Here is a 13270-nt window from a genome sequence, read left to right on the forward strand (position 1 = left end):
TTCCAGTGCTGCCGCGTCGGCGCGCAGGCCGGAGCCGCGCTGCAGAAAGGCTGGCAGTGCCAGCATCTTGTCGTGCCAGGCCGCACCCGCTTCGCGCGACACGGCGCGTCCGGACTTCGGCGAGACATAAGCGAGATCCTGTCTTGTGCCGGTCGCCGCGCATTGGCTGAGATCGAGGCCGAAGCCCAGTTCATCGAGGATGAGCAGCTCGAAGCGCGCCACCAGCTCGCCCGCCGCGTCGGCGTCGCCAAGATGGGAGATCATCACGGCAAGCGCCTCGTAGAGACCGCCATGGGCGTCGCGCTCGGGCAGGAGCCTCAGATGCGCGGCCATGGTCTGCAGGCCATAGACGGCAACCGCGCTGTCCATCAACCGCGCCGCGTTCATCTCGATCGCCTCGGCCTGGAAGACGCCGAGATGCTCGTCGAGCCGCGCCCGCCACAGAAGGTCGACGCGATTGCCGGGCTGCAGCACCGGCTGCTGCTTGCGCGAGCGCCCTCCCCGCACAAGGCCAAGATGGCGGCCATGGGTGCGCGTCATCACCTCGAGGATGGCGCTGGTTTCGCCATGCCTGCGGGTGCCGAGAACGATTCCCTCGTCGCGCCATTCCATGGATCGAGCTTTTCACCCGTTGCGCGGCGAAATCAAGGTTTCGACACGCCGGGCTCGATCTGTGCTGACATCCTCTGATCCCGTGTCAGGCCCAACGGCAATGATCGGCAAGCACCTCGTCGATCACGTGGCGCTGCCTTTCCGCCTCGGCCTGGTTGGCGTCGTGGCCGGCGACGGTGATCAGCGCCTTCCACAGCGCCCAGCCGCGGCCGCGCGCCCAGGTAGCGTCGTCGGCGGCGATGCGGGCGCGGAAGGCCTCCCGGCTTTCGCCTTCGAAGAAGGTCCACGCGATCGCCAGGTCGCAGGATGGGTCGCCGACGCCGGACGTGCCGAAGTCGATGACGGCGTTCAGGCGGCCGTCCTCGACCAGAAGATTGCCCGAGGCGACATCGCCATGAAACCAGACCGGAGAGCCAGACCAGGTGGCGGCAAGTGCGGCTTCCCAGACGGTCGTGGCGGCTTGGGCGTCGATCCGCCGTTCAAGCGCGGCGATGGCCTGCCTCGCCTCGCCGTCATAGACGGTCAGCGGCCCGCCGCGGTGGAAATTGTGCTCGTCGGGTGCAGGCCCGTCGGTCGGATCGATGCCCCTCAATGCGACAAGGAAATCGGCGAGCGAAACGGCGAAGACGTTGAGATCGGCGATGCGGCCGCTCTTAGCCGTCTCGCCCTCGATCCAGCGATAGATCGACCAATGCCAGGGGTAGCCTTCGGCCGGTCCGCCCACGGCCAGCGGCGTCGGAATCGGCAGTGGCAGGAGGGGTGCCAGTTTCGGTAGCCAGCGCTGCTCCTTCTCGACCTGCAGCGAATAGGCGGCCGCGCTCGGCAGTCGGACCGTCATCTCGTCACCAAGATGAAAAGTGCGGTTGTCCCAGCCGCCGAAAGCGACCGGGCTGACCGGCAGGCCCCGCCATCGCGGAAACTGCGTGTCGACCAGCCGTCGCACGAGACCGGTATCGATCGTGATCTTTGGATTATGCATGTCGCAGACCCTTACGGACCTTCTAAGCGACAAGCATCAATGGGGAAACTCCAGTCCCATCTCGCGGTAGCGCTCGGGATCGTCGCCCCAGTTTTCGCGCACCTTCACGAACAGAAAGAGGTGCACCTTCTGCTCCAGGATTTCGGCGATCTCGGTGCGCGCGGCCTGGCCGATGGCGCGGATCGTTTCGCCCTTGTGGCCGAGCACGATCTTCTTCTGGCTGTCGCGCTCGACATAGATGACCTGCTCGATGCGCACCGAGCCGTCCTTCTTCTCTTCCCATTTCTCGGTCTCGATATGCGAGGAATAGGGAAGCTCCTGGTGCAGCCGCAGATAAAGCTTTTCGCGGGTGATTTCCGCCGCAAGCTGGCGCATCGGCAGGTCGGAAATCTGGTCTTCCGGGTAATACCAAGGGCCAGCGGGCAACGTCTCGGCGAGATAGTCGAGCAGGTCCTTGCAGCCGGAGCCGGTGAGCGCTGAGACCATGAAGGTGCGCTTGAACGGCACGCGCTCGTTCGCGGTCGCGGCCAGCGCGAGAAGCGTCTCTGGCTTGACGCGGTCGACCTTGTTGAGGACGAGCAGCATCGGCTGGCGGACGTCCTTCAGCCGGTCGAGGATGGCGTCTGCATCGCCCTTGATGCCGCGCTCGGCGTCGATCAGAAGCACTACGACATCGGCATCCTTGGCGCCGCCCCAGGCGGTGGTCACCATCGCGGTGTCCAGCCGCCGCTTCGGCTTGAAGATGCCGGGCGTATCGACGAACACGATCTGCGCGTTGTCATGCGTGGCGATGCCGCGCACGATGGCGCGGGTGGTCTGCACCTTATGGGTGACGATCGACACCTTGGCGCCGACCAGCTGGTTGACCAGCGTCGACTTGCCGGCGTTGGGCGCGCCGATCAGCGCGACGAAGCCGGAGCGCGTCGGGGGAACTTCAGGGGTTTCATTTTCTGTCATGCCGCGCTCCATACGCCTTCGCGCAGCAAAAGAGTAGCCGCGGCGGCCTGCTCCGCCTCGCGCTTGGAGCGGCCGCTGCCGGTCGCCGGAGCAAATGAGCCGACCTTGACGCTGACGGTGAACAGCGGGTCGTGGTCCGGTCCCTCGCGGCCGTCGACCCGGTAAGCCGGCACGGCGCCGGCGGCTGCCTGATGCGCCCATTCCTGCAATTCGGTCTTGGCGTCGCGCCGCGCCGCGCCGATCGCCTGCGAGCGCGGCTGCCAATAGCGATGGATGAACGCGCGGGCAGCCTCGAGGCCACCATCCAGGTAAAGGACCGCAATCAGCGATTCCAGCGCGTCGGCGCGCAGATTGGTGCGCTTGCGCCCGTCGAGATTGCGCACATCGGAGCCGGCGCGGATCAGCTCTGGCAAGCCGATCTCCTCGGCGATGTCGGAGAGCGCCTCGGCATTGACCAGCGCGTTGAGACGCAGCGACAGCTCGCCCTCGGCTGCATCTGGAAAGGCTGCAAGCAGCATGTCGGCGACGACAAGGCCGAGAACGCGGTCGCCCAGGAACTCGAAGCGTTCGTAGTCGACGCCGGCATGGGTCGAACGCGCGCTGGCATGGGTCAGCGCGCGCTGCAGACGCTGGCGATCGGCGAAGGCATGGCCGGTGCGCGGGGCAAGAGCCTCGGCGAGGGCATCGGCGGTCAAACGCTTGCTGGCCGCCATCGCTCTAGTGGACGAAATGGAACAGGCGATCGGCACGCATCAGCGACGGCCACTTCCAGATCTCGAGCGGGCTCGCCTTGCCGGCGATCGAGAAGAAGATGAGATTGGCGCGGCCGACCAGGTTTTCGGCAGGAACAAAGCCGACGGTGAAGCGGCTGTCGGAGGAGTTGTCGCGGTTGTCGCCCATCATGAAATAGTGGCCGGGCGGCACGGTCCATTCGCGGGTGTTGTCGCCGATCGAATTCGGCGTCAGGTCGAGCGTGTCGTAGCTGACACCATTCGGCAGCGTCTCGTGATAGACGTCGACGGGCTGAGGCACTTCGGTGATGTCGGGATTTTCGATCTGGCCGGTCTTCACGCGCGGCACGCCGACGTCGTTGATGAAGAGCTGGCCGTCCTTCATCTGGATCTTGTCGCCGGGCAGGCCGACGACGCGCTTGATGTAGTCGACCGATGGGTCCGGCGGGAACTTGAACACCACCACGTCGCCGCGCTTGGGCTCCGAGCCCCAGATGCGGCCGGAAAAGATATCGGGACCGAACGGCAGCGAATAGCGCGAATAGCCGTAGGCCCATTTGGTGACGAAGAGATAGTCGCCTTCGAGCAGAGTCGGCCGCATCGAGCCGGACGGGATGGAGAAAGGCTGGAACAGCAGCGTGCGGATGACGAGCGCGAGCAGCAGAGCCTGGATGATGACGGAAAAGATTTCCCCGAGCCCGCCGGATTTCTTCTGCGATTTTTCAGCCACGCTCATGTCGTCCTCGATTGTGCGATGTTGGTATAGAGTCTCGGCGCGCGCTGAGCAACGTCATGCCGCTCGTGGTCAGATGGAATCAATGTGGCGCTTGTTCGGCGGGCACCGCCTCGATAATCACAAAGGCTTGAGCAAGCGGGAAATCATCGGTGATGGTGAGATGGATCAGCGCCCGGTGGCCTTTCGGCAGTATGTTCTCCAGCCTGGCGGCGGCGCCGCCGGTCAGCGCCATGGTCGGCGCGCCGCTCGGCAGGTTGATCACGCCCATGTCGCGCCAGAACACGCCCTCGGCCATGCCGGTGCCCAGCGCCTTGGCGCAGGCCTCCTTGGCGGCGAAGCGCTTGGCGTAGGAAGCCGCGCGGGCGGCCCGCTTTTCCGACTTGGCCTGCTCGACCTCGGTGTAGATGCGCTGGACGAAGCGCTGGCCGTGCCGCTCCAGCGATTTTTCGATGCGTCTGATGTCGATGAGGTCGCTGCCGATGCCGATGATCATTCCGCCGGCACTTCCCGTCCGCCCTGCCGCGCTTTCTTCTCGGCGCGTTCGGCCATGCGCTTCTTGCGCTGCTCGCGGAACACGGTCATGCCCCAGCGCGTGACGCCGTAGAACACGAGCCCGAAGACCAGGCCGAGCGGCACCGCGCCGATTAGCATCGGCTCCAGAACCGGATGCCAGAGCTTGGCGAAGGAGAGCTTGTGCATCATTTCGCCGAGATGCTCGGGCGGCCCGTGCTTGGGCAGGCGCTCATGCAGGAGCAGCTTGCCGGTTTCCCAGGACGCGCCCCACAGCAGCGGGGAGGTCAGCGGATTGCCGAAGAACACGGCGCCGAGTGCCGCCGCGACCAGATTGCCGGCGATCATCCAGCAAAGCACGGCGGCAACCACGAAATGGGCGCCAAGCGGGAAGAAGGAGGCAAAAACACCCGCGGCGACGCCGGCGGCGACCGAATGCGGCGTCGCGTTCAGCCGCAGGATGCGCTTGGAGAAATACTGCACGGAACGCGAGAACGAGCGGCGCGGCCATAGATAAGTACGCACCCGTTCCAGGAGGCCATCAGGCTCTCGGCGTCGAAAAAGCACTCTGTTCCAGTTCCCGGTCCTACACGCGCTGCCCCTGCCCACCGGGACGCGCCACACATATCTTGCGCCTCCATGGCGCAGAAAGGCAACAAGTCTCTGATATAGAGATGGGCAAGCCGCGGAACAACGAAACGCCGCCGCGTTGGTCTGCCGCAGCCTATAACAAGAACCTCATTCTGGCGAAACTGAGGAGAATTCCGGAGCTGGCAGCTACTTCCGGTATTCGCTGACCTCGACCAGATTGCTGTCCGGATCGCGGAAATAGACCGACATCATCGGCCCGCGCGCGCCAATGCGTTCGACCGGGCCGACTTCGACCGCCACGCCATTGGCTTGCAAGCTGGCCTGGACTTCGACGAGCGGCACCGCAGCCACCAGGCAGAAATCGCCGGAACCCGGCGTCGGCATCTTTGCCTTAGGTTCGAAAGTGCGGCCGACCTCGTGCAGGTTGATCTTCTGCGAGCCGAACAGAAGCGCGGTCGGCCGGTTCGCTTCATCCAGGCGCCGCATGCCGAGCACGCGCTGGTAGAAGTCGCAGGTCGCTTCGACCGAGCGGACCGTCAGCACGAAATGGTCGATCCCGGCGATCATTTTTGGTTTCCTTTCCTGCACGTCGTCACCCCGAAACCGCTGCGCGCCTTCTGGCGACATGTATTGATAACATTGTGGCCAGCTTCACGACACGGAATGCTTGCGAGCCAAGCTGAGCCGCGCTCTTCCGCACGTTCCCGGTCAGGCACGGGTCGCAAGATAAGAACGCAAACGCAGATCAAAGTTTCACTGGAACCGCGTAGCGGCTATTTTGGCGGTTATGGTCGCGCCGCCTTTCGTTTTCGGACCGTTTGTCTTCGCCCCCGCCCTTGGAGAGCTGCGGCGGGACGGCAAACCGATCGCGCTCGGTCAAAAAGGCGCTGCGCTCCTCGAGGCGCTGCTCAAGGCTGAGGGCGGTGTCGTCAGCAGGCAAGAATTGATGGATAGCGTGTGGCCTGGCATGGCGGTGGAGGAGGGAAACCTCTCCGTCCAGATCGCCACCCTGCGTAAGCTGCTTGGAGTCGACCCGGACGGCCGCGAGTGGATCGCGACTGTACCGCGGATCGGCTACCGCATGCTGACTTCGAGGCGTGGCGAGGACATGGTTGCGCTTCCCGCACAGCCGGCACTTGCCGTGCTGCCCTTCGAGGGCCTTGGTGGCGATTCCGAGCCGGACTGGTTCGCCGACGGCGTGGTCGACGACATCATCACCGCGCTCAGCCGTTTCAAGAGTTTCGCGGTGATCGCCCGTAACTCCTCGTTCGTCTACAAGGGCCGGGCCGTAGACGTGCGGCAAGTGGCGAAGGAACTCGATGTCCGCTACGTCCTCCAGGGCAGCGTGCGGCGTTCGGGCGACCGGCTCAGAATCACGGCCCAATTAATCCAAGGGAGCACCGGCGCGCATCTGTGGGCGCAGAACCTCGATGGCGCCCTCGACAACGTGTTCGATTTCCAGGACAGGATCACAGAAGCGGTCGCAACCGTGGTCGGGCCGGAGATCGAATGGGCCGAGATCGAACGTTCGCGGCGGGAGCGGCCCGGAAGCATCGCCGCCTATGACGTCTATCTTCAGGCACGGGCCAAGATCCTGTCGGAATCCAAACGGGGGAATGCAGAAGCCTATGCCCTTCTGACACAGGGCCTCGCACTTGAGCCGGACAATCCCCAATTCCTGGCTCACGCAGCCTGGGCGCTAGAACACCGCATAACGATGGGCTGGCCGCCGTTCGGGCCCGACGACAGGGAAAGATGCGCAGACTTCGCCCGGCGCGGGCTGGAACATGCGGCCGGCGATGCGATAGTGATGACGCATTGCGCCATGGCGCTGCTTCAGGTCGTCAGAGACTACGACTGGGGCATGGCCGTCCTTCAATCCGCGGTTGACGCCAACCCCAACAACCTGACGGTCGTCACTTCGGCGGGCGTGGGTCATCTCCATTGCGGGAGCGTCGAGGACGCGCTTGCCTGTTTCCACCGAGCGAACCGGCTGATGCCTCGCGATCAAATTGCGCATATAGCGCTCTGCGGAATTGCCCATGCGCATGTCATTCTCGGTAACTATGAAGAAGCGCTGGCGTCGGCTTCCCGTGCGCTGGCCCGCAATCCGAACTTCGACGCCACGCTCTGGATGTTGGCCGCTGCCAGCGCCTATCTCGGGCGCATGGACGAGGCCCGCCGATTTGTCGAGGCGCTGAGCAAGCTCTCTCCAGGCGTTACGATCGCGACGATCAGAGCGGGCCAGCCTGCCATGATCCCGGAGCGGATCGGCGTCGTGCTTGAAGGGCTGCGGCTGGCCGGCCTTGAAGAGGGATAATATCTGATAGCGCACCTTTGATCGGCAAGCACTTCGCCGGAAATCCCTTGCCCCCAATGCACATTACGGCGCCGCATATTGGATACTGATCGCTGCAACATGTTTCTTGGCGGTGAGCCGGCGCGGGAATTGCTGGCGCGGGCAGCCTCGGTTTCTCATATCTTTTTAGAATTTTTTACACTCGGCCAAAGGAGCCAAACGGTCCCTCTGGCGCAAAGTGCCCCTCGTTAACTTCAGCATTAAACCGAGGGGCTCAAATGTCACCGTTGATGATCGTCTCGCTCGATCAAGGCAAGATCTACGGGCAAAAACCTTCTGTGGATGAGTTGCATCGGCGGCTCATGGCGACCGGATTGGCGCAAGGTGGCTCGTTGCTCGCTGGAGCCATGCTTGTACCCGGCCGAGCCGCTTCCCGGCTTTTCACACCATTGTCCAGGTTCCGAGAAACAGTCACCGGCTTCGCGCGCCGCTTGGAACTGGCCTCCTCAAAGGAGCGGCGGAGATGGATTGTCCGCCGGAGCGCCTCCCCGTCGGAAATTACCGGTCGCACTAAGCCAGCCCTTTCCGGCCCATTCTCTATCTGACTTTGTCCTTAGCGCGACCGGCCGATAGAGGCGGTCATGCGTCGCTGGAGGAAACGCCATGAGCCTGGTGGATGCGAACGGATTCCAGGTCGGGCTGGCGCTCGGCATGGCCTCGATGGCCTCGGTCGGACCGAACAACCTGATGATGATCCGCGAGGGCCTGCTGCGCGGACGGGCGATATTCGTGGCAAGCCTGGTATGGGGCACTTACGTCGCGCTGATCTCCGCCTCTTACCTGCTGGGCGGCTCGATCGCCGGGCTCGATCCGGCTGTCCGCACGGCCCTCTCCTGGCTTGGCCTCGCGGCAGTGGCATGGTTCGCGCTGCAGTCCTTCCGCGCCGCCTCCGCCGCCGGTGGCGTCGAGCAGCGTTCCGCACACGCCGAGAGCGGGCGCTCCTGTCTTGCCCGCGTCATGGGCGTGGTGTGGATGAACCCGCTGACCTATGTCGAGCTGCTGCTCGTGCCGGCGGCGCTCGGCCAGTCCTTCGCCGCCGGCCGCGCCAGGCTCGAATTCGTCATGGCGCTGATCCTGATGGCCGCGCTCGCCTGCTACGGCTACACGCTGGGTGGCGGCCTCATGGCTTGGCTGCTTCGAAACCGCGCTAACCTGCGCATCTTCGATCTCATCTCGGGCGTTATCCTCACCGCCGTCGCAGTGACGATGGCGGCGGGGCTCGTCAGCCGATGAATGCGCTCGCAAGCGCGGCGCAAAGCTTGGCATTATCTTCGTAGGTGACTAAACGTGCAACGCTACAGGGAGTTCATGGGAGCAATCACCCACGTCGAGTATGACGCCGGGCGCGGCGTGTTCGAAAGCGTCGTCGAAATCCATCCATTTATCATCGCCGCTGGTATGGCCGACGAAACGGCGGCCGATCCGTGGACCGACAACGCCCCGGGCGGCGAAGCAGGTTCGGCCGTACGTGGATTGGCCCCGATAGCGAGCCGCGGAGTCAGCCGCTAAACTGCCCGCCGTCACGCGAACAAACTTGAGTCAGATGTTGCGGCTTCCCGGCTTGATAGCGGGAATGGCGGCGAGTTCCGGCGGCAGGCGGTCGGCAGGATAGGCCGGCACCTCATATTCGGCGAGCGCGACCAGCGGCACGCCGACATCGGTCTTGCCGGCCGAGCGGTCGATGATGCATGCGGCCGCGACGACCTCCGCGCCGATCTCGCGCAGGCAGTCGATTGTCTCGCGGATCGACAGGCCGGTGGTGACGATGTCCTCGACGATGACGACGCGCGAGCCCTTGGCGATCTCGAAGCGGCGCAGCCTGAACTCGCCCCCTTCCCGCTCGACCCAGATGGCCGGCGCGCCGAGGTGGCGCGAGGTCTCATAGGCCGGGATCAGGCCGCCAATGGCCGGGCCGACGACATAGTCGATCTTTCCGGGCACGCTTTCCCGGATCTTCTCGGCCAGCGCCTTGCACAGGCGCTCGGTCTTGTCGGCATGCATGAAGACGCGGGCCTTCTGCAGGAAGACCGGGCTGCGCAGGCCGGACGTCAGGATGAAATGACCTTCGAGAACGGCGCCGGCCTCGCGGAAAATGCCCAGCACTTCGTCAGTGTTCATTTGGTCCCCCGTTCAATCTTCATCTAGCCATTGACGCGCCGCGCGTCGCTGACGCTCGAATTGTCCTTGAGCTGCGACAGCAGGCGGTTGAGGTGCTTCAGGTCCCAGACTTCGAGATCGATCAGCATCTCGGTGAAATCGGGCGCCGTGCGTATCATGGACAGCGTGTGGATGTTGGCGTCGTTGGACGCCACCACCTGGGCGATGTCGGCCAACGAACCAGGCGCGTTGATGGCGGTGACCGAGATGCGCGCCGGAAAACGTTCCTTGGTGCGTTCGTCAATGTCCCAGCGCACGTCGATCCAGCGCTCGGGCTGGTCGTCGAAGGCCTGCAGCGCCGGCGACTGGATCGGATAGATGGTGATGCCGGTTCCAGGCTGGATGATGCCGACGATGCGGTCGCCGGGCACGGCGCCTTCCGGCGCGAAGCGCACCGGCAGGTCGCCGCGCACGCCGCGGATCGGCACCGCGCCGTCGCGCGGCTGGTCCTTGCCCTTGCGCGCGGCCCGAGTGCCGGGCATCTGGAACAGCATGCCGGCGGCGTTGCGGATCTTCGACCAGCCTTCCTCGCGCTGCTTGGGCGGCGCGACCGTGACGCGCTCGTCCTTGTAGTCGGGGAAGACCGCTTTCATGACGTCGGTTGAGCTCAGCTCGCCGCGTCCGACGGAAGCCAGAACATCCTCGATATCCTTGCGCGCCAGCCGGTGCAGAACCGGCTTCAGGCTCTCCTTGGTGAAGGTCTTGCCGGCGCGCTCGAAGGCGCGTTCCAGGATACGGGCGCCGAGACCGGAATATTGCTTGCGGATCGCGTTCTTGGTGGCGCGGCGGATGGCGGCGCGCGCCTTGCCGGTGACCACGACCGATTCCCAGGCGGCGGGCGGCACCTGCGCCTTGGAGCGGATGATCTCGACCTCGTCGCCATTCTTCAATTCCGTCATCAGCGGCATGATGCGGCCATTGACCTTGGCGCCGACACAGGTGTCGCCGACATCGGTGTGGACGGCATAGGCGAAGTCGATCGGCGTGGCGCCGCGCGGCAGCGCGATCAGCATGCCCTTGGGCGTGAAGCAGAATACCTGGTCCTGGAACAGCTCCAGCTTGGTGTTCTCGAGGAAATCCTCCGGATTGTCGCCCTCGGCCAGTTGCTCGATGGTGCGCCTGAGCCAGGCATAAGCGTTGGTCTCCTTGGAGATCGCGTGGCCGGCGCCGTTCATTTTGCCGCCGGTGTCCTTGTAGATCGAATGGGCGGCGACGCCGTATTCGGCTATTTTGTTCATCTCCTTGGTGCGGATCTGAAGTTCGACGCGCTGGCGCGACGGGCCGACGATGGTGGTGTGGATCGAGCGGTAGTCGTTCTGCTTGGGCGTCGAGATATAGTCCTTGAAACGGCCAGGCACCATCGACCAGGTGGTGTGGATGGCGCCAAGCGCACGGTAACAGTCGTCGACCGAATCGACGACGACGCGAAAGCCGAAGATGTCGGAGAGCTGCTCGAAGGAGAGCGCCTTGGCCTCCATCTTGCGGAACACCGACCATGGCTTCTTCTGCCGGCTCTTCACGCTCGCCTTGATGGTGTGTTTCTCGAACAGGCCGGACAGCGCCGTCTCGATCTCCTGCAGGACACCCTTGTTGCGCTCGAAAATCTCGGCAAGCCTCGCGGTGACGGCGCGATAGGCCTCCGGATTGATGTAGCGGAAGGCGATTTCCTCGAGTTCTTCGCGCATGCCCTGCATGCCCATGCGGCCGGCGAGCGGCGCATAGATGTCCATCGTCTCCTCGGCGATGCGCAGGCGCTTGGACTCGGGCATATGGTCGAGCGTGCGCATGTTGTGCAGGCGGTCGGCGAGCTTGACCAGAAGGACGCGAATATCCTCCGAGATCGCGAGCAGAAGCTTGCGCAGGTTCTCCGCCTGCTCGGCCTTCTTGGAGACGAGGTCGAGCTTCTTCAGCTTGGTAAGGCCCTCGACCAGCTTGCCCATTTCGGGGCCGAACAGCTCGTCGATCTCGGCCCTGGTCGCGGTGGTGTCCTCGATCGTGTCATGCAGCAGGGCAACGGCGATGGTCGCCTCGTCCATGTGCATCTCGGTGAGGATGGCGGCGACTTCGAGGGGATGCGAGAAATAGGGATCGCCCGAAGCGCGCTTCTGGTGGCCATGCTTCTGCATGGCATAGACATAGGCCTTGTTGAGCAGTGCCTCATTGACGTCAGGCTTGTAGCGCTGGACGCGCTCGACAAGCTCATACTGACGCATCATGGGCGGGATCTCGCGGTGCTGAAATGATTGATGCGCCGCACTGGCGTACGACGCATCTCATAGATAGCCACGAAACCTGAGATACGGAAGTCCTGGATGGTTGATCCAACCCGGACAAAAGCTCTTAGTAATCGTCGCTCTTTTCCGGCGGCACCAGGCCTTCGATGCCGGCGAGCAGGTCTTCCTCGCTCATGCGGTCGAAAGCGATGTTCTCCTCGGCATCGTCGGCGTCGGCCGCGACCGCGGTCGCGCCGGTCTGGTCGGTGATCGCCTCGCCCTCGGCTTCCGGCTCATCGACCTCGACATGCTTCTGCAGCGAGTGGATCAGGTCTTCCTTGAGGTCGTCAGGCGACAGCGTCTCGTCGGCGATCTCGCGCAGCGCGATGACTGGGTTCTTGTCATTGTCGCGCGGAACGGTGATCTGCGCGCCCTGGCTGATCTGGCGGGCGCGATGGCCGGCGAGCAGCACGAGTTCAAAACGGTTGTCGACCTTGTCGATGCAATCTTCAACGGTTACGCGGGCCATGGACTGCCCCTTTCATGCGATGGATTTGATGGAAAGCTGGCGCGCTCCATAACGCGGGCGCGGCCGAAATACAAGCTTTTTGGCGGCGGCGCCAGCTTATGGGCCGTTGCCCGGCTCATCATCGCGCCACGCCATGATGCGGCTCACATAGTCGCGATCACAATTGCTTGCAATGTGGGCCGTGCCCTTGGATATCCATAAATTGCGCGTTATCTCGGATATGACGGGTAGCAAGCGCATTTGTGGACCTGCCCGTCGACGCTTTTAAGACGACAGAAATTTTTGAAAGGGATGTTTTTCAATGTTCGATCCCCGTGAAAAGATCGCTCTTTTCATCGACGGCGCCAATCTCTACGCCACGTCCCGCGCGCTGGGCTTCGACATCGACTACCGCAAGCTCCTGTCGAGTTTCCAGAAGCGCGGGTATCTCTTACGCGCTTATTATTACACCGCGCTGGTCGAGGACCAGGAATATTCCTCGATCCGGCCGCTGATCGACTGGCTTGATTATAACGGTTTCAAGGTGGTGACCAAGCCCGCCAAGGAATTCACCGACTCGACCGGCCGCCGCAAGATCAAGGGCAACATGGACATCGAGCTGACCGTCGATGCGCTGGAGCTTGCCGACGTCGTCGACCACTATGTCATCTTCTCCGGCGACGGCGACTTCCGCACGCTGGTCGAGGCGCTGCAGCGGCGCGGACGCAAGGTGTCGATCATTTCGACCATGGCCTCGCAGCCGCCGATGATTTCCGACGATCTGCGCCGCCAGGCCGACCACTTCATCGACCTGATGACGCTGAAGAGCGACGTCGGCCGCGATCCGTCCGAGCGGCCGGTGCGCCGGCCGGAACCCGCCGAAGTCGACGAGGACGATTATTGACGCGCGGCGGCCT

The 13270-nt window shown here is 63.8% G+C and carries 15 protein-coding genes; 4 read left to right on the forward strand and 11 right to left on the reverse strand.

Annotated features, from left to right (window positions below):
* The 8 genes from recO to EOA24_RS11535 form a co-directional block, all read right to left on the reverse strand.
* Positions 1-612, reverse strand: a 612-nt coding sequence (gene recO, locus EOA24_RS11500; protein WP_127409803.1) for a DNA repair protein RecO, incomplete at its 3' end; no start/stop codon positions are given.
* 85 nt (positions 613-697) lie between these two features.
* Positions 698-1591: an aminoglycoside phosphotransferase family protein gene (locus EOA24_RS11505; protein WP_126078311.1), complete on the reverse strand. Its 894-nt coding sequence runs from the start codon at positions 1589-1591 to the stop codon at positions 698-700.
* Between the two features lie 36 nt (positions 1592-1627).
* Entirely contained in the window at positions 1628-2560 is a 933-nt protein-coding gene (gene era, locus EOA24_RS11510; RefSeq protein WP_189342667.1) for a GTPase Era, read from the reverse strand.
* On the reverse strand, positions 2545-3261 hold the full coding sequence (gene rnc, locus EOA24_RS11515; RefSeq protein WP_042637852.1) for a ribonuclease III: 717 nt from the start codon (positions 3259-3261) through the stop codon (positions 2545-2547). The genes era and rnc overlap by 16 nt, the downstream gene beginning before the upstream one ends.
* Positions 3262-3265: 4 nt before the next feature.
* Positions 3266-4015, reverse strand: coding sequence for a signal peptidase I (gene lepB, locus EOA24_RS11520; RefSeq protein ID WP_127409804.1), 750 nt, complete (start codon positions 4013-4015; stop codon positions 3266-3268).
* Between the two features lie 79 nt (positions 4016-4094).
* Positions 4095-4508, reverse strand: a complete 414-nt coding sequence (gene acpS / locus EOA24_RS11525; RefSeq protein ID WP_126078314.1) for a holo-ACP synthase — start codon at positions 4506-4508, stop codon at positions 4095-4097.
* Positions 4505-5092 (reverse strand): DUF2062 domain-containing protein, encoded by a 588-nt coding sequence (locus tag EOA24_RS11530; RefSeq protein WP_126078315.1) that lies wholly within the window; start codon positions 5090-5092, stop codon positions 4505-4507. The genes acpS and EOA24_RS11530 overlap by 4 nt, the downstream gene beginning before the upstream one ends.
* Before the next feature lie 210 nt (positions 5093-5302).
* Positions 5303-5683, reverse strand: coding sequence for a VOC family protein (locus EOA24_RS11535; protein ID WP_189342387.1), 381 nt, complete (start codon positions 5681-5683; stop codon positions 5303-5305).
* Between the two features lie 220 nt (positions 5684-5903).
* Here EOA24_RS11535 and EOA24_RS11540 point away from each other — a divergent pair, with 220 nt between their 5' ends.
* The 3 genes from EOA24_RS11540 to EOA24_RS11550 all read left to right on the forward strand — a co-directional run bounded on the left by EOA24_RS11540 (position 5904) and on the right by EOA24_RS11550 (position 8984).
* Positions 5904-7436: a winged helix-turn-helix domain-containing tetratricopeptide repeat protein gene (locus tag EOA24_RS11540; RefSeq protein WP_126083461.1), complete on the forward strand. Its 1533-nt coding sequence runs from the start codon at positions 5904-5906 to the stop codon at positions 7434-7436.
* A 642-nt stretch (positions 7437-8078) separates the two neighbouring features.
* Positions 8079-8708 (forward strand): LysE family transporter, encoded by a 630-nt coding sequence (locus EOA24_RS11545; protein ID WP_126078317.1) that lies wholly within the window; start codon positions 8079-8081, stop codon positions 8706-8708.
* A gap of 75 nt (positions 8709-8783) precedes the next feature.
* On the forward strand, positions 8784-8984 hold the full coding sequence (locus tag EOA24_RS11550; protein WP_127257421.1) for a hypothetical protein: 201 nt from the start codon (positions 8784-8786) through the stop codon (positions 8982-8984).
* A 30-nt stretch (positions 8985-9014) separates the two neighbouring features.
* Here the strand turns inward: EOA24_RS11550 and pyrE are convergent, their stop codons facing one another.
* The 3 genes from pyrE to rpoZ all read right to left on the reverse strand — a co-directional run bounded on the left by pyrE (position 9015) and on the right by rpoZ (position 12374).
* A complete protein-coding gene (gene pyrE / locus EOA24_RS11555) occupies positions 9015-9593 on the reverse strand; it encodes an orotate phosphoribosyltransferase (protein ID WP_126078319.1) in 579 nt (192 codons plus the stop codon).
* A 23-nt stretch (positions 9594-9616) separates the two neighbouring features.
* A complete protein-coding gene (locus EOA24_RS11560) occupies positions 9617-11848 on the reverse strand; it encodes a bifunctional (p)ppGpp synthetase/guanosine-3',5'-bis(diphosphate) 3'-pyrophosphohydrolase (RefSeq protein WP_126078320.1) in 2232 nt (743 codons plus the stop codon).
* 124 nt (positions 11849-11972) lie between these two features.
* Complete coding sequence (gene rpoZ, locus EOA24_RS11565) at positions 11973-12374, reverse strand: DNA-directed RNA polymerase subunit omega (RefSeq protein ID WP_042637845.1); 402 nt, start codon at positions 12372-12374, stop codon at positions 11973-11975.
* Between the two features lie 301 nt (positions 12375-12675).
* Here rpoZ and EOA24_RS11570 point away from each other — a divergent pair, with 301 nt between their 5' ends.
* Positions 12676-13257 (forward strand): NYN domain-containing protein, encoded by a 582-nt coding sequence (locus EOA24_RS11570; protein WP_126078321.1) that lies wholly within the window; start codon positions 12676-12678, stop codon positions 13255-13257.
* Positions 13258-13270 lie beyond the last annotated feature (13 nt).

Origin of the sequence: Mesorhizobium sp. M2A.F.Ca.ET.039.01.1.1, assembly GCF_003998035.1 — a bacterium.
Lineage (GTDB): Bacteria > Pseudomonadota > Alphaproteobacteria > Rhizobiales > Rhizobiaceae > Mesorhizobium.

Bases quoted from the DNA above. Each gene is read 5' to 3' on its own strand.
- EOA24_RS11570 (WP_126078321.1), top strand. From the start codon at position 12,676: ATGTTCGATCCCCGTGAAAAGATCGCTCTTTTCATCGACGGCGCCAAT.
- EOA24_RS11560 (WP_126078320.1), bottom strand. From the start codon at position 11,848: ATGATGCGTCAGTATGAGCTTGTCGAGCGCGTCCAGCGCTACAAGCCT.
- EOA24_RS11550 (WP_127257421.1), top strand. From the start codon at position 8,784: ATGGGAGCAATCACCCACGTCGAGTATGACGCCGGGCGCGGCGTGTTC.
- EOA24_RS11505 (WP_126078311.1), bottom strand. From the start codon at position 1,591: ATGCATAATCCAAAGATCACGATCGATACCGGTCTCGTGCGACGGCTG.
- lepB (WP_127409804.1), bottom strand. From the start codon at position 4,015: ATGAGCGTGGCTGAAAAATCGCAGAAGAAATCCGGCGGGCTCGGGGAA.
- acpS (WP_126078314.1), bottom strand. From the start codon at position 4,508: ATGATCATCGGCATCGGCAGCGACCTCATCGACATCAGACGCATCGAA.
- era (WP_189342667.1), bottom strand. From the start codon at position 2,560: ATGGAGCGCGGCATGACAGAAAATGAAACCCCTGAAGTTCCCCCGACG.
- rnc (WP_042637852.1), bottom strand. From the start codon at position 3,261: ATGGCGGCCAGCAAGCGTTTGACCGCCGATGCCCTCGCCGAGGCTCTT.
- EOA24_RS11535 (WP_189342387.1), bottom strand. From the start codon at position 5,683: ATGATCGCCGGGATCGACCATTTCGTGCTGACGGTCCGCTCGGTCGAA.
- EOA24_RS11545 (WP_126078317.1), top strand. From the start codon at position 8,079: ATGAGCCTGGTGGATGCGAACGGATTCCAGGTCGGGCTGGCGCTCGGC.
- rpoZ (WP_042637845.1), bottom strand. From the start codon at position 12,374: ATGGCCCGCGTAACCGTTGAAGATTGCATCGACAAGGTCGACAACCGT.
- pyrE (WP_126078319.1), bottom strand. From the start codon at position 9,593: ATGAACACTGACGAAGTGCTGGGCATTTTCCGCGAGGCCGGCGCCGTT.
- EOA24_RS11540 (WP_126083461.1), top strand. From the start codon at position 5,904: ATGGTCGCGCCGCCTTTCGTTTTCGGACCGTTTGTCTTCGCCCCCGCC.